This is a genomic window from Sphaerotilus sulfidivorans (assembly GCF_013426975.1).
Taxonomy (GTDB): domain Bacteria; phylum Pseudomonadota; class Gammaproteobacteria; order Burkholderiales; family Burkholderiaceae_C; genus Sphaerotilus; species Sphaerotilus sulfidivorans.
The window spans coordinates 24,221-39,542 of the sequence record NZ_JACCPY010000004.1; the positions used below are offsets into that span (position 1 = coordinate 24,221).

At 68.8% G+C, this 15,322-nt stretch carries 21 protein-coding genes; 14 read left to right on the forward strand and 7 right to left on the reverse strand.

Annotated features, from left to right (window positions below):
• The first annotated feature begins 18 nt into the window (after nucleotides 1-18).
• Genes HZU84_RS03390 through HZU84_RS03400 form a run of 3 tightly spaced genes read left to right on the forward strand, consistent with a single transcriptional unit; the run spans nucleotide 19 to nucleotide 3,421 of the window.
• Nucleotides 19-234 (forward strand): DUF350 domain-containing protein, encoded by a 216-nt coding sequence (locus tag HZU84_RS03390; RefSeq protein ID WP_149502321.1) that lies wholly within the window; start codon nucleotides 19-21, stop codon nucleotides 232-234.
• On the forward strand, nucleotides 231-1,817 hold the full coding sequence (locus HZU84_RS03395) for a polyamine aminopropyltransferase (protein ID WP_375139016.1): 1,587 nt from the start codon (nucleotides 231-233) through the stop codon (nucleotides 1,815-1,817). Before HZU84_RS03390 ends, HZU84_RS03395 begins: the two co-directional genes overlap by 4 nt.
• Nucleotides 1,799-3,421 carry an FAD-dependent oxidoreductase gene (locus HZU84_RS03400; protein ID WP_149502322.1) on the forward strand — a complete coding sequence of 541 codons (1,623 nt, stop codon included), beginning with the start codon at nucleotides 1,799-1,801 and terminating at the stop codon, nucleotides 3,419-3,421. The genes HZU84_RS03395 and HZU84_RS03400 overlap by 19 nt, the downstream gene beginning before the upstream one ends.
• Here the strand turns inward: HZU84_RS03400 and speD are convergent.
• Nucleotides 3,366-3,761, reverse strand: a complete 396-nt coding sequence (gene speD, locus HZU84_RS03405; protein WP_149502323.1) for an adenosylmethionine decarboxylase — start codon at nucleotides 3,759-3,761, stop codon at nucleotides 3,366-3,368. The two genes, HZU84_RS03400 and speD, sit on opposite strands and share 56 nt — an antisense overlap.
• Nucleotides 3,762-3,961: 200 nt before the next feature.
• Between speD and rplC the strand changes: the two genes are divergently transcribed.
• The 11 genes from rplC (at nucleotide 3,962) to HZU84_RS03460 (ending at nucleotide 9,408) form a co-directional block, all read left to right on the forward strand.
• Nucleotides 3,962-4,633, forward strand: a complete 672-nt coding sequence (gene rplC, locus HZU84_RS03410; RefSeq protein ID WP_149502324.1) for a 50S ribosomal protein L3 — start codon at nucleotides 3,962-3,964, stop codon at nucleotides 4,631-4,633.
• Entirely contained in the window at nucleotides 4,633-5,256 is a 624-nt protein-coding gene (gene rplD / locus HZU84_RS03415; protein ID WP_037480903.1) for a 50S ribosomal protein L4, read from the forward strand. Before rplC ends, rplD begins: the two co-directional genes overlap by 1 nt.
• The gene (rplW, locus tag HZU84_RS03420; RefSeq protein WP_037480905.1) at nucleotides 5,253-5,567 is read left to right on the forward strand and encodes a 50S ribosomal protein L23; all 315 of its coding nucleotides are present in this window, start codon (nucleotides 5,253-5,255) and stop codon (nucleotides 5,565-5,567) included. Before rplD ends, rplW begins: the two co-directional genes overlap by 4 nt.
• The gene (rplB, locus tag HZU84_RS03425; RefSeq protein WP_037480907.1) at nucleotides 5,567-6,391 is read left to right on the forward strand and encodes a 50S ribosomal protein L2; all 825 of its coding nucleotides are present in this window, start codon (nucleotides 5,567-5,569) and stop codon (nucleotides 6,389-6,391) included. Before rplW ends, rplB begins: the two co-directional genes overlap by 1 nt.
• Nucleotides 6,392-6,404: 13 nt before the next feature.
• Complete coding sequence (gene rpsS / locus HZU84_RS03430; RefSeq protein WP_037480908.1) at nucleotides 6,405-6,680, forward strand: 30S ribosomal protein S19; 276 nt, start codon at nucleotides 6,405-6,407, stop codon at nucleotides 6,678-6,680.
• Between the two features lie 12 nt (nucleotides 6,681-6,692).
• Nucleotides 6,693-7,022, forward strand: a complete 330-nt coding sequence (gene rplV / locus HZU84_RS03435; protein ID WP_037480910.1) for a 50S ribosomal protein L22 — start codon at nucleotides 6,693-6,695, stop codon at nucleotides 7,020-7,022.
• Nucleotides 7,023-7,038: 16 nt separating this feature from the next.
• Entirely contained in the window at nucleotides 7,039-7,863 is an 825-nt protein-coding gene (rpsC, locus tag HZU84_RS03440; RefSeq protein ID WP_037480912.1) for a 30S ribosomal protein S3, read from the forward strand.
• A 12-nt stretch (nucleotides 7,864-7,875) separates the two neighbouring features.
• Nucleotides 7,876-8,292: a 50S ribosomal protein L16 gene (rplP, locus tag HZU84_RS03445; protein WP_149502325.1), complete on the forward strand. Its 417-nt coding sequence runs from the start codon at nucleotides 7,876-7,878 to the stop codon at nucleotides 8,290-8,292.
• A 15-nt stretch (nucleotides 8,293-8,307) separates the two neighbouring features.
• On the forward strand, nucleotides 8,308-8,508 hold the full coding sequence (gene rpmC, locus HZU84_RS03450; protein ID WP_037480916.1) for a 50S ribosomal protein L29: 201 nt from the start codon (nucleotides 8,308-8,310) through the stop codon (nucleotides 8,506-8,508).
• The gene (gene rpsQ / locus HZU84_RS03455) at nucleotides 8,505-8,777 is read left to right on the forward strand and encodes a 30S ribosomal protein S17 (RefSeq protein ID WP_037480918.1); all 273 of its coding nucleotides are present in this window, start codon (nucleotides 8,505-8,507) and stop codon (nucleotides 8,775-8,777) included. The genes rpmC and rpsQ overlap by 4 nt, the downstream gene beginning before the upstream one ends.
• A 124-nt stretch (nucleotides 8,778-8,901) precedes the next feature.
• Complete coding sequence (locus tag HZU84_RS03460) at nucleotides 8,902-9,408, forward strand: peroxiredoxin (protein ID WP_149502326.1); 507 nt, start codon at nucleotides 8,902-8,904, stop codon at nucleotides 9,406-9,408.
• Between the two features lie 6 nt (nucleotides 9,409-9,414).
• Here the strand turns inward: HZU84_RS03460 and HZU84_RS03465 are convergent, their stop codons facing one another.
• The 6 genes from HZU84_RS03465 to HZU84_RS03490 all read right to left on the reverse strand — a co-directional run bounded on the left by HZU84_RS03465 (nucleotide 9,415) and on the right by HZU84_RS03490 (nucleotide 15,299).
• A complete protein-coding gene (locus tag HZU84_RS03465; protein ID WP_149502327.1) occupies nucleotides 9,415-10,947 on the reverse strand; it encodes a zinc-ribbon and DUF3426 domain-containing protein in 1,533 nt (510 codons plus the stop codon).
• Nucleotides 10,948-10,974: 27 nt separating this feature from the next.
• Nucleotides 10,975-11,904, reverse strand: a complete 930-nt coding sequence (gene prmA / locus HZU84_RS03470; RefSeq protein ID WP_037480923.1) for a 50S ribosomal protein L11 methyltransferase — start codon at nucleotides 11,902-11,904, stop codon at nucleotides 10,975-10,977.
• A complete protein-coding gene (gene accC / locus HZU84_RS03475) occupies nucleotides 11,904-13,259 on the reverse strand; it encodes an acetyl-CoA carboxylase biotin carboxylase subunit (protein ID WP_149502328.1) in 1,356 nt (451 codons plus the stop codon). Before accC ends, prmA begins: the two co-directional genes overlap by 1 nt.
• Before the next feature lie 13 nt (nucleotides 13,260-13,272).
• Nucleotides 13,273-13,734, reverse strand: coding sequence for an acetyl-CoA carboxylase biotin carboxyl carrier protein (accB, locus tag HZU84_RS03480; protein WP_149502329.1), 462 nt, complete (start codon nucleotides 13,732-13,734; stop codon nucleotides 13,273-13,275).
• 396 nt (nucleotides 13,735-14,130) lie between these two features.
• The gene (locus tag HZU84_RS03485; RefSeq protein ID WP_375139017.1) at nucleotides 14,131-14,694 is read right to left on the reverse strand and encodes a TlpA family protein disulfide reductase; all 564 of its coding nucleotides are present in this window, start codon (nucleotides 14,692-14,694) and stop codon (nucleotides 14,131-14,133) included.
• Complete coding sequence (locus tag HZU84_RS03490) at nucleotides 14,694-15,299, reverse strand: hypothetical protein (protein WP_149502331.1); 606 nt, start codon at nucleotides 15,297-15,299, stop codon at nucleotides 14,694-14,696. The genes HZU84_RS03485 and HZU84_RS03490 overlap by 1 nt, the downstream gene beginning before the upstream one ends.
• Nucleotides 15,300-15,322: the final 23 nt, after the last annotated feature.

A 15,322-nucleotide genomic window follows, 5' to 3' on the forward strand; every position in this document is an offset into this window, starting at 1 on the left:
CTCAACCGGAGAGTCCCCATGGAGATGCTCAAGCCCGCCGTGATCCTCGGCTCCATCCTCTACGCCCTCATCGGCGTGGCGGTGCTGTGGATCAGCTTCATCGTCATCGACAAGCTCACGCCCTACAAGCTCTGGGAGGAGATCGTCGAGCACAAGAACCTGGCGCTGGCCATCGTCGTCGGCGCGATGTTCATCGCGATCGGGCAGATCGTGGCGGCGGCCATTCACGGGTGAGCGTGCCGGCCGACGCCCGCGCCGCGGCTGGCGCCGACGCGCGCATCTCGCCCGCCGAGGTCACGCTGCTGGCCTCGGTCTTCCTGATCGCCGCCTGCGGGCTGGTCTACGAGCTGGCGGCGGGTGCGCTGGCGAGCTATCTGCTCGGCGATTCGGTGCTGCAGTTCTCCACCGTCATCGGCGCCTACCTGTTCGCGATGGGCATCGGCTCGTGGCTGAGCCGCTTCGTCGAGCGCCAGCTGGTGGCGCAGTTCCTCGGCATCGAGCTGCTGGTCGGGCTGGTCGGCGGGCTGATGCCGGCCGGGCTGTTCGTCGCGCACAACCTGCTGCCGAGCGGCGCCGACACCGCCTTTCGCACGCTGCTGTACGGGCTGGTCCTGCTGGTGGGCGCGCTGGTCGGGCTGGAGATCCCGCTGGTGATGCGCATCCTCAAGCGCCAGTTCAGCCAGCGCTATGCGCTGAAGGATCTGGTGTCGCAGGTGCTGACCTTCGACTACCTGGGCGCGCTGGCGGTGGCGCTGGCGTTTCCGCTGCTGCTGGTGCCGCATCTGGGGCTGATCCGCACCGGGCTGGTGTTCGGGCTGATGAACGCGGGCGTGGCGGTGTGGGCGCTGTGGCTGTTCCGGGGCGAGCTGCGTCGCGTGCGGCTGCTGGCGCTGGCCTGCGCCGGCGTGATCGGGCTGCTGCTGCTGGCGCTGGCCGGATCGGAGCGGTTGACCGCCTGGGCCGAGGACCGCTTCTACGGCGACCGCATCCTGCACGCCTCGTCGAGCGACTACCAGCGCATCGTCGTGACCGGCGGGCGAGCGGGCATCCGGCTCTTCCTCAACGGCAACCTGCAGTTCCATGCCCGCGACGAGTACCGCTACCACGAGGCGCTGGTGCATCCGGCGATGGCCGCGCACGGCGCGCCGCGCCGGGTGCTGGTGCTGGGCGGCGGCGACGGGCTGGCGGTGCGCGAGGTGCTGAAATATCCCTCGGTCGAGCAGGTCACGCTGGTCGAGCTGGATCCGCAGATGACGCGGCTGTTCTCGACCGAGCCGAGGCTGGTCGAACTCAATGCCGCCGCGCTGCGCTCGCCGAAGGTCACGGTGGTCCATGCCGACGCCTTCACCTGGCTGGAGTCGCAGCGCGATGCCGGGGCGGTCTGGGATGTGGTGGTGATCGACTTTCCCGATCCGAGCAACTTCTCGCTCGGCAAGCTCTACTCGACGAGCTTCTATCAGATCGTCGACCAGCATCTGGCCGCCGACGGCTTCATGGTGGTGCAGACCACCTCGCCGCTGGTGGCGCGGCGCAGCTTCTGGACGGTGGCGGCGACGCTGGAGACGGTCGGCCTGACGACGATGCCCTACCACGCGCTGGTGCCGAGCTTCGGCGAGTGGGGCTTCATCGTCGCCGGCCGGCGGCCGTGGCGGGCACCGACGGTGCTGCCGGCGGGGCTGCGTTTCCTGACGCCCGAGGGGATGGCCACGCTGCGCCATTTCCCGCCCGACATGGCGCGCACCGAAGAGGCGCCGAACCGCCTGTCCGACCAGCGTCTGGTGCGGCTCTTCGAGCAGGAATGGGGGGCGCCGCATTGAGGCGCCGCGAGCTGCTGGCCGGGCTGGCTGCGGTGGCCGGATCCGGTCTGGCCGGCTGCGACGCCGCGCTGCCGGCGCTGGACGGCGGCTGGATCGGTGCGGACCCGGCCGCGCGCGGCCACCGGCTGCGCGAGATCGGCGGCGCCAGGTCCGGTGCACTGCCGGCGCCCGCCCTCACGCGGCGGGCCGCGGTGCTGGTGGTGGGCGCGGGCATCGCCGGGCTGGCGGCGGCGCGTGCGATCGAGCGCGCCGGCATCGACGACGTGCACCTGATCGAGCTGGAGGACGAGGCGGGCGGTCATTCGCGCGGCCATCGGCTGGCGGGCTTCGACTGTCCGCTCGGCGCGCATTACCTGCCGGTGCCGGGCGCAGCGGCGGCCGAGGTGCGCGAGCTGCTGCAGGACTTCGGCCTGGCGCAGGTGGCGCACGGCCGCTGGCACTGGGACGAGCGCCACCTGTGCCACGCGCCGCAGGAGCGGCTCTTCATCGACGGCGAATGGCACGAGGGCCTGCTGCCGCCGGCCGAGCCCGGCAGTCGCCTGCTGGCGCAGTACCGTAGCTTTGCCCGTCGGGTCGCCGAGGCGCAGCGGCAGGTCGGCTTCTCGATGCCGGCGCTGCGCACGCCGTGGACGCCCGCGCAGGCCGCGCTGGAGTCGCAGACCTTCGCCGCCTGGCTGGATGCGCACGGACTCGACGAGCCCGCCCTGCGCTGGTACCTCGACTACAGCTGCCGCGACGACTACGGCGCCGATGCCGCGACCGTCTCGGCCTGGGCCGGGCTGCACTATTTCGCCAGTCGCCACGGTTTCCATGCGCCGGGCGATGCGGATGCCGAGCGTGAGCCCGTGCTCACCTGGCCCGAGGGCAATGCCTGGCTGGCACGGCGGCTGGCGACGCCCTTCGCGGCCGGGCGGCTGCACACCGGCCGGGTCGCGCTGCGGCTGGACGAGGAGCGCGAGGGCGTGCAGCTGCGGGTCTGGGATGCGCGAGCCGATCGTCTCGAGGCCTGGCGGGCCGGGCGGGTGGTGCTGGCGCTGCCGCTGCATGTCGCGGCGCGGCTGTGGCCTGATGCGCCCGAGGCGCTCCGACAGACGGCGGCGCAGGCCCGCCACGCGCCGTGGCTGGTGGCGAACCTGCATCTCGACGCGCCGCTGCTGCAGCGCGTCGGCGCGCCGCCCGCCTGGGACAGCGTCGCCTTCGGCACCGCCTCGCTCGGCTATGTCGACGCGATGCACCAGTCGATGCGCTCGCATGCCGGCCCGACCGTGCTGACCGCCTACCTGCCGCTGTCCCCGGCCGAGCGGCCGGCGCTGCTGGGTGCGGACTGGCGCCCGTGGGCGCAGCGGGTGCTGGCCGACCTGCTGCCGCTGCACCCTGACCTGCCCGACCGGCTGCGCCGCATCGAGCTGGCTCGCCACGGTCATGCGATGCGCATTCCGCTGCCTGGCACGCGCTCGGCGCCAGCGCACCAGGCGCTGGCCCGGCTGTCGGGCCGGGTCGCGCTGGCACATGGCGATCTGGCGGGCTACTCGGTCTTCGAGGAGGCCTTCACGCTGGGCTCGCTGGCGGGACAGCGGGTGGCCGACCGAGCGCGCCGCGCATGATCTCGCGCTCCTCGACGCGGGCCGGGCTCAGCATCGCCCGCAGCGTGGCCAGCACCTGCCGCGCCTGCCGGGAGTGATCGCCCGAGCGGTTGCAGACATAGACATCGAGCGTCACCGCTGCCAGCTCCGGCCAGGTGTGCAGCGCCAGGTGCGACTCGGCCAGCAGCACCACGCCGGTCACGCCGCCGGGCTCGGGAAAGGCGTGGAAGACCTCGCCGACGACGCTCAGGCCCGCCTCGCGTGCGGCGCGCACGCCGGCCTCGCGCAGCGTGTCGCGATCGCGCAGCAGCGCCGTCGCGGCGCAGTCATGCCACTCGGCGCAGAGGTGAAGTCCGTCCATGTCGCGGGTCCGTCATGCGGCTAGCATACACATGCCTTGCGGGTCAGGGGTGTCTGTGCGATACTCGCGAGCTTTTCGGGCGTTGGGATTCCTGCGCCCCATTTCGCCGTTGCGCGAGCAGGCCTGCCTTTGGCGGGACTTGAGCGTGCAGCCAGACAGGTCAGCCCGGCCAATCGCTGTCGGGTTATTGGAGAAGAACCATGAGTCTTAGCAATCGCCTCGGGTTGCTGGGCCGCAAGGTGGGCATGATGCGCATCTTCACGGACGACGGTGACACCGTGCCCGTGACCGTGCTGGACGTGTCCAACAACCGCGTTGCCCAGGTCAAAACCGTGGAAACCGACGGCTACACCGCCCTGCAAGTGGCGTTTGGTACCCGAAAGGCTTCGCGCGTCAACAAGCCGGAAGCCGGTCACCTGGCCAAGGCCGGTGTCGAAGGCGCCGAGCTGCTGGAAGAATTCCGCGTCGCGCCGGAAGTCGCCGCTGAGTACAAGCCGGGCGCCTCGCTGTCGGCCACGCTGTTCGCCGCCGGCCAGCTGGTCGACGTGCAAGGCACCTCGATCGGCAAGGGCTTCGCCGGCACGATCAAGCGCCACAACTTCGGTTCGCAGCGCGCCTCGCACGGCAACAGCCGTTCGCACAATGTCCCGGGCTCCATCTCGATGGCGCAGGATCCGGGTCGCGTGTTCCCGGGCAAGAAGATGACCGGCCACATGGGCGACGAGACCGTCACCACCCAGAACCTCGACGTCGTCCGCGTCGACGAGGCTCGCCAGCTGCTGCTGGTCAAGGGCGCTGTTCCGGGTGCCAAGGGTGGCTTCGTCACCGTGCGCCCGGCCGTGAAGGTCAAGGTCAAGAAGGGAGCCAACTGATGGCACAGCTGGAACTCCTGAACGAGCAGGGTCAGGCCGCGTCGAAGGTCGAGGCCGCCGACGCCGTGTTCGCACGTGACTACAACGAGTCGCTGATCCACCAGATCGTCGTCGCCTACCAGGCCAATGCCCGCCAGGGCACCCGCGCCCAGAAGGACCGCGAGCAGGTTCACCACTCGACCAAGAAGCCGTTCCGCCAGAAGGGCACCGGCCGCGCTCGCGCCGGCATGACCTCGTCGCCGCTGTGGCGCGGGGGCGGTCGCATCTTCCCGAACAGCCCGGACGAGAACTTCTCGCACAAGATCAACAAGAAGATGTACCGCGCCGGCATGGCCGCCATCTTCTCGCAGCTGGCCCGCGAAGGCCGTCTGGTCGTGATCGACTCGCTGTCGGTCGAGGCCCCGAAGACCAAGCTGCTGGCCGCCAAGCTGAAGGCGATGAACCTGGAACACGTCATGGTCATCGCCGACCAGGTCGACGAGAACCTGTTCCTGGCCGCCCGCAACCTGGCCAACGTGCTGGTCGTCGAGCCGCGTTACGCTGATCCGCTGTCGCTGGTCTTCTACAAGAAGGTCGTCGTCACCAAGGGCGCGATCGACAAGCTGCAGGAGATGTTCGCATGAGCGCACTGAAGTTCGAAGAAGGCCGTCTGGCCCAGGTGCTCGTCGCGCCGATCATCTCGGAAAAGGCCACCAGCGTCGCCGAGAAGCACAACCAGGTGATGTTCAAGGTCCTCCAGGACGCCACCAAGCCCGAGATCAAGGCCGCTGTCGAGCAGATGTTCGGCGTGCAGGTCGCGTCGGTGCAGGTGCTGAACCAGAAGGGCAAGACCAAGCGCTTCGGCGGCCGTCCGGGTCGTCGCAACAACGTGCGCAAGGCCTATGTGTCCCTGAAGGAAGGCCAGGAACTCAACTTCTCCGGGGAGGCCGCGTAATGGCTGTCGTCAAGGTCAAACCGACTTCGCCTGGCCGCCGTGCCGTGGTGAAGGTGGTGCACAAGCACCTCCACAAGGGCAAGCCGGAAGCTTCGCTGCTGGAGCCGCAGAAGCAGAATGCCGGCCGCAACAACAACGGCCACATCACCACCCGTCACAAGGGCGGTGGTCACAAGCACCACTACCGCGTGGTCGATTTCGTCCGCAACAAGGATGGCATCCCCGCGAAGGTCGAGCGCATCGAGTACGACCCGAACCGCACGGCTCACATCGCTCTGGTGTGCTACGCCGACGGCGCGCGCTCGTACATCATCGCGCCGCGTGGCCTGGAAGTGGGCCAGACCGTGATCAGCGGCGCCGAGTCGCCGATCAAGGCCGGCAACACGCTGCCGATCCGCAACATCCCCGTGGGCTCGACCATCCACTGCGTCGAGATGCTGCCGGGCAAGGGCGCGCAGATCGCGCGTTCGGCCGGTGCCAGCGTCACGCTGATGGCTCGCGAAGGCACCTACGCCCAGGTCCGCCTGCGCTCGGGTGAAGTCCGCAAGATCCACATCGACTGCCGCGCCACCATCGGCGCCGTGTCGAACGAAGAACACAACCTGCGTCAGTACGGCAAGGCCGGCGCGATCCGCTGGAAGGGCATCCGTCCGACCGTTCGCGGCACCGCCATGAACCCGGTCGATCACCCGCACGGTGGTGGTGAAGGTCGCACCGGCGAAGGCCAGGCACCTGTCTCGCCGTGGAACACCCTGACGAAGGGCTACCGTACCCGCAACAACAAGCGCACGCAGAACATGATCGTGTCGCGTCGCAAGAAATAAGGGGTAGCACGACATGTCTCGTTCGCTGAAGAAGGGTCCGTTCGTCGACCATCACCTGCTCGCCAAGGTCGAGAAGGCGGTTGCCACGAAGGACAAGAAGCCCGTCAAGACCTGGTCGCGTCGTTCGACGATCCTGCCCGAGTTCATCGGCATCACGATCGCCGTTCACAACGGTCGCCAGCATGTGCCGGTGTACGTGACCGACCAGATGGTCGGCCACAAGCTCGGCGAGTTCGCACTGACCCGCACGTTCAAGGGTCACCCCGCGGACAAGAAGGCCAAGCGCTAAGGAGTCCTGACGATGGAAACGAAAGCAGTCGTCCGCGGCGTGCGCCTCTCTTGCGACAAGGGTCGCCTGGTGGCCGACATGATCCGTGGCAAGAAGGTCGACCAAGCGCTGAACATCCTGACGTTCACGCAGAAGAAGGCCGCCGGCATCATCAAGAAGGCGCTGGAAAGCGCGATCGCCAACGCCGAGCACAACGATGGCGCGGACATCGACGAGCTGCGCGTCACCTCGATCTATGTCGAGCAGGGTGCCACGCTGAAGCGCTTCACCGCCCGTGCCAAGGGCCGCGGCAACCGCATCAGCAAGCCCACCGCTCACATCTACGTGACCGTCGGCAACTGAGGCAGGAAAGAGAACCATGGGACAGAAAATCCATCCGATCGGTTTCCGCCTGCCGGTCACCCGCAACTGGTCGTCGCGCTGGTACGCTGGCAACCGCCAGTTCGCCGTGATGCTGGCCGAAGACATCGAAGTTCGCGAGTTCCTGAAGAAGAAGCTCAAGAACGCCGCTGTCTCGCGCATCCTGATCGAGCGCCCCGCCAAGAACGCCCGCATCACGATCTTCTCGGCGCGTCCGGGCGTCGTGATCGGCAAGAAGGGCGAGGACATCGAGAACCTGAAGGTGCAACTTGCCAAGATGATGGGCGTGCCGGTGGCCGTCAACATCGAGGAAGTGCGCAAGCCGGAAACCGATGCCCAGCTGATCGCCGAGTCGATCACCCAGCAGCTCGAGAAGCGCATCATGTTCCGCCGCGCGATGAAGCGCGCGATGCAGAACGCCATGCGTCTGGGTGCCCAGGGCATCAAGATCATGTCGGGCGGCCGTCTGAACGGCATCGAAATCGCGCGTACCGAGTGGTATCGCGAAGGTCGCGTGCCGCTGCACACGCTGCGTGCCGACATCGACTACGGCTTCGCCGAAGCCAAGACCACCTACGGCGTCATCGGCGTCAAGGTCTGGGTCTACAAGGGTGACCGTCTGGCCAATGGCGAGCTGCCGGCTGCCGCACGCGAAGAGCGTCCGGAAGACGACCGCCGCCGCCGTGGCCCGCGCAACGACCGTCCGGGCGAGCGCCGTGGTCCGCGTGGCAATGGTGACCGTGGTGACCGCCGTGGCGGTGGTGCGAACGCGGGCGGTGCCGATGGCGCTGTCAAGCGCGTGGTCCGCACGCCGGCCGCTTAAGGAGAACAAGGAATGTTGCAACCTTCGCGTCGCAAGTTCCGCAAGGAACAAAAGGGCCGCAACACCGGCGTCGCCACCCGTGGCGCTCAGGTGTCGTTCGGCGAGTTCGGACTGAAGGCCACCGAGCGTGGCCGCATCACCGCTCGCCAGATCGAAGCCGCCCGTCGTGCCATCAGCCGCCACATCAAGCGCGGTGGCCGCATCTTCATCCGCATCTTCCCGGACAAGCCGATCTCGCAGAAGCCGGCCGAAGTGCGTATGGGTAACGGCAAGGGCAACCCCGAGTACTACGTCGCCGAGATCCAGCCGGGCAAGGTGCTGTACGAGATCAACGGCGTGCCCGAGCAGCTGGCTCGCGAGGCGTTCACGCTGGCTGCTGCCAAGCTGCCGCTGAGCACCACCTTCGTGACCCGCCAGTTCGGTTCCTGAGCCGGGAGAGATTGAATGAAAGCATCTGAACTCCGCGCCAAGGATGTCGCTGCGCTCGAAAAGGAAATCAGCGATCTGCTGAAGGCCCATTTCAGCCTGCGCATGCAGAAGGCCACTCAGCAACTGGCCAACAACACCCTGCTCGGCAAGACCCGCCGCGACATCGCTCGCGCCCGGACCATCCTGGCCGAGAAGAAGAAGGAGGCCGCGCAATGAGCGAAGCCCAAGCCACCAAGAACACGCGCACCCTGGTCGGTCGCGTGGTCAGCGACAAGCGCGCCAAGACAGTCACCGTCCTGGTCGAGCGTCGCGCCAAGCACGAGCTGTACGGCAAGATCGTCGCCCGTTCGCGCAAGTACCATGCGCACGACGAAAACGGCGACTACAAGATGGGTGATCTGGTCGAGATCGCCGAAGGCCGTCCGATCTCCAAGACCAAGAGCTGGGTCGTGACCCGCCTGGTCGAGAAGGCTCGTCTGGTCTGATCTTTCACGATCAGCAGCGATCCATCGTTATCGCATGTTTTCCGGGGTCTTTTGATCCCGGTCAACACAAGAACCGGCACGCTGGGATACTGGCGGTCGGTTTTTTTCATTGGAGATGACCATCATGCTGAAGATCGGTGACCCCCTGCCGTCCGCGACCGTCTACGAATACATCGAGGTCGAGGGCAACGGCTGCTCGCTCGGACCGAACGCCTTCGACGTGGCCAAGGCCTGCGCCGGCAAGAAGATCGCGATCTTCGCGCTGCCCGGTGCCTACACCCCGACCTGCTCGGCCCAGCATCTGCCCGGCTATGTGCAGGCTGCCGAGGAGTTCAAGGCCGCCGGTGTCGACGAGATCTGGTGCCTGTCGGTCAACGACGCCTTCGTGATGGGCGCCTGGGGCCGCGAGAACGCCGCTGGCGGCAAGGTGCGCATGATGGCCGATGGCTCGGCCGACTTCACCCGTGCGGTCGACCTGGTGCTGGACCTGACCGCCAAGGGCCTGGGCGTGCGCTCGCAGCGCTACTCGATGCTGGTCGACAACGGCGTGGTGCGCACGCTGAACATCGAGGGCCCGGGCAAGTTCGAGGTCAGCGATGCAGCGACGCTGCTGGCCCAGGCACGCGCCTGATCCTGCTCAGGGATAGAACGCCGCGAGCGTGTAGCCGGTGATGCGGCTGTCGGTGCTGCTGAAGTCCAGCAGCCAGGTCGCATCGGCCTGTGCCTGCAGGATGTCAGGCTGCCTGAATTCCTGCGGCGAGAGCACCCGGCGCAGCACCACCTGGCCGCGGGTGTCGGTCAGGCTCAGCTCGATGTGCGGCGCGGCGATGCGGTGCGTCGCCTTGTTGCGCAGGGTCACGCCGAGCTGGAAGCCGGCGCTCTCCTGAGGCCGCTTCAGCGTGGTGTTGTCCACCACCAGCGCCTCGAGCTGTCGGGGCGCCTGCAGCCGGCACTGGCACAGCGCTTCGAGCACCGGGCTCAGCGCGGGCCAGCGCGCCCCGGCCAGATCACGCCAGTGCGTGCCCATCTGCGCCAGCAGTCCCAGCCCCAGCAGCAGCGCCGAGGCGCCCAGAGCGCCACGCACCCACGGGCGCTGCCAGCGAGCCTGGCTGTTGGCCTTGCGGATGAAGTCCAGCGTCGGCTCCGGATCGACCTGCACCGCAGGCGGCGATGGCGGCTGCACGGCCGCGGTCGTTGCCGCCGCGGTTGCGCCTGCGCTGGCGTTGGCGCTGCTGGCGGCTTCTGCCTCTTCCTGCTCGCCCTGCCGTGACAGCGCAGGCGGCATCGCCTCGCCGCTCAGGTCGAGCGTCTTCTCGAACGGGTCCGGCGAAGGCCGAGGGCTCGGGGCCGTCTCCGGGGCCGGCTGCGGCGCAGCTTCCGGATCCGGCGTGGCCGCGGGCTTGTCGTCAGGCGGCGGTGCGGCCGGCATCGGCTCCGCCGGTTCGATGGACACAACGGGTGCAACAGGCGCAGCGGGCGCAACAGGTGTGCCCGTTTCGGCAGGCCGGATCGGCTCGGCGGGCGCCGCACTGATCGGCAGCGACAGATCCACATCCGGCCGTCCCTGGTGCTGATCCAGCCGGGCACTGGCGAAGGCGCTGAAGGCCTCGGAGCGGAATTCCAGCGTGGTGGCCGGATAGCCGGCATCCTCCCGCGGCTCGGGCTCCGCAGGGGCGGGCATCAGCAGGCTGTCGTCGGCATCGGAGAGCGGTCGGCCCGGATCATCGGGATCGCGCAGCAGCCGCCAGGAACCGGTGTCGGGCTGGGTCGGTGCCATCGACAGGCCGGAGTCCTGCGCAGTCGGATCCCAGGTGCCCATCTGCCGGGTGCTGATGCGCACCTGCGGCGGCGCCGGAGCCGGCCGAGGCGGCACGGGCGGTGGCGGTGCGGAGGGGGGCGTCCTGTCACGGCCCGAGAACATCGCCGGCCGGGTTTCGGCCCAGGCCGGATCGTTCGGGTCGGGCATGGCGGTCGGGCGGGCCAGATCCGGGGGCGCCTGGCGGCTGCTGCTGCCCGAGGTCTCGCGCCGGTCCAGGTCGAACAGGCCTTCGAGCGCGTTGAAGACCTCCTGGCACTGGCCGCAGCGGACCCAGCCTTCGGAGGTCTTCAGCTGATCCTGCTGGACGCGGAAGACGGTGCCACAGGAGGGACAGGAGGTAGCCAGGCTCATGACCGGATCATGCCATCCGCCCCCGGATCAGGGGCGTCGGCCGCTCAGCAGGACCCAGCCTTCTTCACGATCTGCCACTTCCAGCGCGAGCCAGGGGGCGTAGGCCGCCTGCAGATCCTCGATCTGGCGCTCGAGCAGACCGGCCATCACCAGCGAGCCGCCCGGCGCGACATGCTGGCTCAGCAGCGGAGCCAGCAGCTTCAGCGGCGCGGCCAGGATGTTGGCCAGCACGACCGGATAGAGACCCTCGGCCTGGTCGGGCAGGCCGACCCGGTTCAGGCTCACGCCGTTCGCTGCCGCATTGGCGCGGCTGGACTCGACCGCCGCCGGATCGATGTCGACCGCGTCGATGCCGGTCGCGCCGTGCAGCCCGGCGCCGATGGCCAGGATGCCCGAGCCGCAGCCGTAGTCCAGCACCCGCGGCCATGGCGCCGACAGGTCGGCATGGCGCGCGATCCAGCGCAGGCACATGCGCGTGGTCGGATGCGTGCCGGTGCCGAAGGCCAGGCCGGGATCGAGCCGCATCACGCGGGTGGCGCCTTCCGGCGCCTTGTGCCAGGACGGCACGATCCAGAAGTCCGAGGTGATCAGCACCGGCTCGAACTGTGACTGCGTCAGCCGCACCCAGTCCTGGTCGGCCACCGGCTGCAGGCCGTGGATGTGCAGATCGTCGAACAGCGTCGCGCCGCTGTCGTCGTCCTGCGCCAGCAGCAGCGTGGCGGCCTCGGTGGCAGCATCCTCGTCGGTGAACAGCGCCTTGACGATCGAGCGCTGCCAGCCGCCGATCTGCGACGACAGCGTCGCGGGCATGCCCGGCTCGCCGAAGATCGGCGCCTCGTCGGGCGTGTCGGCATCGGCGTCCTCGACGGTGACGGCCAGCGCGTCGAGTTCGTCGGTCAGCGCGTCGCTCAGCGCGTCGACCTGGTCGGCGCGGGCCAGCAGCACCAGCTCGATCATCACAGCGCCGCCTTTCGTGCGGCCAGCCAGCCTTCGAGGTAGTGGATGTTGGTGCCGCCGGCGATGAAGGCGGCGTCAGCCATCAGCTGGCGGTGCAGCGGGATGTTGGTGTTGATGCCCTCGACCAGCATCTCGCTGAGCGCGCTGCGCATGCGCGCCATCGCCTGCTCGCGGGTGTCGCCGTGCACGATGATCTTGCCGATCATCGAGTCGTAGTTCGACGGCACCATGTAGTTGCTGTAGGCGTGCGAATCCACCCGCACGCCGGGGCCGCCCGGCGGGTGCCAGACCGAGATGCGACCCGGCGACGGGATGAACTTGTACGGGTCCTCGGCGTTGATGCGGCACTCGATCGCATGACCGCGCAGGCCGATCTGCTTCTGCGTGAAGGGCAGCGGCTCGCCGGCGGCGATGCGGATCTGCTGCTGCACGATGTCGATGCCGGTGATCAGCTCGGTCACCGGATGCTCCACCTGCACGCGGGTGTTCATCTCGATGAAGTAGAACTCGCCGTTCTCGTACAGGAACTCGAAGGTGCCCGCGCCGCGGTAGCCGATCTTGCGGCAGGCGGCGGCGCAGCGCTCGCCGATCTTCTCGATCGTCTTGCGCGGGATGCCCGGCGCCGGCGCCTCCTCGATGATCTTCTGGTGGCGGCGCTGCATCGAGCAGTCGCGCTCGCCCAGCCAGACGGCATTGCCGTGCTGGTCGGCCAGCACCTGGATCTCCACATGGCGCGGGTTCTCGAGGAACTTCTCCATGTAGACGGCCGGGTTGTTGAAGGCCGAGCCGGCCTCGGCGCGTGTCGTCTCGACCGAGTGGATCAGCGCCGATTCGCTGTGCACCACCCGCATGCCACGACCGCCGCCGCCGCCAGCGGCCTTGATGATGACCGGATAGCCGACCTCGCGCGCCATGCGGATGATCTCCTTCGGATCATCCGGCAGCGCGCTGGCCGAGCCGGGCACGGTGGGCACGCCGGCCTTGATCATCGCGTCCTTGGCCGAGACCTTGTCGCCCATCAGCCGGATCGATTCGGGGCGCGGACCGATGAAGGCGAAGCCGCTCTTCTCGACGCGCTCGGCGAAGTCGGCGTTCTCGGACAGGAAGCCGTAGCCGGGGTGGATGGCCTCGGCGTCGGTCACTTCCGCCGCCGAGATGATGGCCGGCATGTGCAGATAGCTCTTCTGCGACGGGGGCGGTCCGATGCAGACCGCCTCGTCGGCGAGCTTGACGTACTTGGCGTCGCGGTCGGCCTCGGAATAGACGATCACCGCCTGGATGCCCATCTCGCGGCAGGCGCGCTGGATCCGCAGCGCGATCTCGCCGCGATTGGCGATCAGGATCTTCTTGAACATGGCGCAGGCCCTGTTATTCGATGATGAACAGCGGCTGTCCGTACTCGACGGCCTGGCCGTTCTCGGCCAGCACCTTCGTGATCGTGCCGTCGAACTCGGACTCGATCTCGTTCATGATCTTCATCGCCTCGATGATGCACAGCGCCTGGCCCTTCTTGACCGCGGTGCCGACATCGGCCAACGGCTTGGCGCCGGGGTTGGAGGCACGGTAGAAGGTGCCGACCATCGGCGACTTGACGACCGTGCCGGCCACTTCGGCGGCGGCCGGAGCGGCGGCCGGGGCCGCGGCGGCGGGAGCGCCTGCAGCCGCGGCCGGCACGGGCGCGCTGGCATAGACCGGCGCCGGCATCGCCACGACCTGGGTCGGGCTCTGCTTGACGATGCGCACCTTGCCGTCGGCTTCGGTGATCTCGAGTTCGGAGACGTTGGATTCCGACACCAGGTCGATCAGGGTCTTCAGCTTGCGAAGGTCCATGGAGGAGGCTCCGGGATTCTTGGGTTGCGGTGGACGACGGGAGACCGTGCAGGCGCCGCGCCAGGGCGGTCGGCCTGCTGCGCGCGCAGGCGCCGGTTCAGGTCGTGTCCGTGTGGAAAGGCCGTCGGCCGGCCCGGGTCGGCGCGGTATCGCTGAGGTCGGGCCGCATCCCGCGGGAATGCGCGGAACGGACCGACGGGAAGCTCTGGAGGCTGCCGATATGCATGGATACCGCGAGTTTCTGGAGGAAGCCCCGACTTTACGCGCTTTTCGTTTCAAGTCGATCAGCGATGCAACGAATTTGCGATCGGGCAGGAACCGGCCGGATGGCGCGGGGGGGCGCGATGATGCCACGAGGTGCGAGTGCCCGGAAACCCGTCGGGTCCATCTCCCGGCTCAGGACCGGGGGGACGATGCGTCCTGACGACGCCAGTCTTTCATTTCCTTCAGATCGGTGGCGCCCAGCTTGCGATGGATCACCTCGCCGCGTGCGTCGAGCACCACGGTGAAGGGCAGGCCGCCGCCGCCGTTGCCCAGGCTGCGCGCCAGTTCGGTGCCGCCGAAGCCGGCCAGACCGACCGGAAAGCTCACCGGCGTGCGGGCCAGGAACTCGCGCACCGGGGTCGGTCCGTCCACCGCCAGGCCGATCACCTGCCAGCCGGCCGGCCCCAGGGCGGCCTGCTCCTTGGCGAAGGTGTCGAGCTCGGGCATTTCCTTGATGCAGGGCGGGCACCAGGTGGCCCAGAAGTTGATCAGCAGCGGGCGACCGCGCAGCGCGGCCAGCGCCAGGCTGCCGCCTTCGGGCCGGTCGAACTGCATCGACCACAGCGTGCCGGCGCCGTCCTCCGGGGGGGCTGCTGCGCCGGGCGCGGGCTGCCGGGTCGATCGCCACCAGAGTCCGGCGCCCGCGCTGACCAGCGCGGTGCCGCCCGCCAGCAGCATCCAGGTCCTGCGTTGCATCATGCGTCCTCCGCCTGCTCGTCCAGAAGTCGACGCAGCGCCGCCAGGTCGCCGCGCTGGGTCATGCCGCGTGCGTCCGCCTTCAGCGCGCCGCGCAGGTCGTCATGATCGAGCACCGACAGGAACACCGTCACCGTCTCGCCCAAGGCCGGACAGCGCGAGGCCAGCGACAGCACGTCGATGTCGCGCCCCTGCGGGCCGCGGGTGCTGGCGATGTCGAAGTCGACGCCGCGGTCGAGCAGCGCGATCTCGGCCGACTTGCCGTCGTCGCAGTAGAGCTCCAGGTGCAGCGCCGACAGCCGGGTGGCGGTGCCGCGCCAGACCGCGCCGGTCAGGTGCGGTCGGAAGACGGCCAGGCGCTCCATCCAGACCGCGGCCAGCTCGCGCAGCGCGCGCAGCTCGTCCGGCTGGGTGTCGGCGCAGAAGATGTCGAGGTACTCGCGCACCGCGTCCTCGACCTCGTCGTTGCCGGGCAGATCGACCTGCCGCGCGCCGCGGCCGAGGTCACGGGCGGCGCGGCGCTTGGCCGGTCCGTACTCCAGCCCCTCCTCGACGACGAGGCGGGCGGCGGCGGCGGCGATCTCCGCAGTCAGTGGCGTGGGCATCCTGGCGATCCTCGCAGGGGTTG

What these genes read in the sequence shown, in the direction of transcription:
- HZU84_RS03390 (WP_149502321.1), top strand. Translation starts at nt 19, where the DNA reads ATGGAGATGCTCAAGCCCGCCGTGATCCTCGGCTCCATCCTCTACGCC.
- HZU84_RS03400 (WP_149502322.1), top strand. Translation starts at nt 1,799, where the DNA reads ATGGGGGGCGCCGCATTGAGGCGCCGCGAGCTGCTGGCCGGGCTGGCT.
- speD (WP_149502323.1), bottom strand. Translation starts at nt 3,761, where the DNA reads ATGGACGGACTTCACCTCTGCGCCGAGTGGCATGACTGCGCCGCGACG.
- rplC (WP_149502324.1), top strand. Translation starts at nt 3,962, where the DNA reads ATGAGTCTTAGCAATCGCCTCGGGTTGCTGGGCCGCAAGGTGGGCATG.
- rplD (WP_037480903.1), top strand. Translation starts at nt 4,633, where the DNA reads ATGGCACAGCTGGAACTCCTGAACGAGCAGGGTCAGGCCGCGTCGAAG.
- rplW (WP_037480905.1), top strand. Translation starts at nt 5,253, where the DNA reads ATGAGCGCACTGAAGTTCGAAGAAGGCCGTCTGGCCCAGGTGCTCGTC.
- rplB (WP_037480907.1), top strand. Translation starts at nt 5,567, where the DNA reads ATGGCTGTCGTCAAGGTCAAACCGACTTCGCCTGGCCGCCGTGCCGTG.
- rpsS (WP_037480908.1), top strand. Translation starts at nt 6,405, where the DNA reads ATGTCTCGTTCGCTGAAGAAGGGTCCGTTCGTCGACCATCACCTGCTC.
- rplV (WP_037480910.1), top strand. Translation starts at nt 6,693, where the DNA reads ATGGAAACGAAAGCAGTCGTCCGCGGCGTGCGCCTCTCTTGCGACAAG.
- rpsC (WP_037480912.1), top strand. Translation starts at nt 7,039, where the DNA reads ATGGGACAGAAAATCCATCCGATCGGTTTCCGCCTGCCGGTCACCCGC.
- rplP (WP_149502325.1), top strand. Translation starts at nt 7,876, where the DNA reads ATGTTGCAACCTTCGCGTCGCAAGTTCCGCAAGGAACAAAAGGGCCGC.
- rpmC (WP_037480916.1), top strand. Translation starts at nt 8,308, where the DNA reads ATGAAAGCATCTGAACTCCGCGCCAAGGATGTCGCTGCGCTCGAAAAG.
- rpsQ (WP_037480918.1), top strand. Translation starts at nt 8,505, where the DNA reads ATGAGCGAAGCCCAAGCCACCAAGAACACGCGCACCCTGGTCGGTCGC.
- HZU84_RS03460 (WP_149502326.1), top strand. Translation starts at nt 8,902, where the DNA reads ATGCTGAAGATCGGTGACCCCCTGCCGTCCGCGACCGTCTACGAATAC.
- HZU84_RS03465 (WP_149502327.1), bottom strand. Translation starts at nt 10,947, where the DNA reads ATGAGCCTGGCTACCTCCTGTCCCTCCTGTGGCACCGTCTTCCGCGTC.
- prmA (WP_037480923.1), bottom strand. Translation starts at nt 11,904, where the DNA reads ATGATCGAGCTGGTGCTGCTGGCCCGCGCCGACCAGGTCGACGCGCTG.
- accC (WP_149502328.1), bottom strand. Translation starts at nt 13,259, where the DNA reads ATGTTCAAGAAGATCCTGATCGCCAATCGCGGCGAGATCGCGCTGCGG.
- accB (WP_149502329.1), bottom strand. Translation starts at nt 13,734, where the DNA reads ATGGACCTTCGCAAGCTGAAGACCCTGATCGACCTGGTGTCGGAATCC.
- HZU84_RS03485 (WP_375139017.1), bottom strand. Translation starts at nt 14,694, where the DNA reads ATGCAACGCAGGACCTGGATGCTGCTGGCGGGCGGCACCGCGCTGGTC.
- HZU84_RS03490 (WP_149502331.1), bottom strand. Translation starts at nt 15,299, where the DNA reads ATGCCCACGCCACTGACTGCGGAGATCGCCGCCGCCGCCGCCCGCCTC.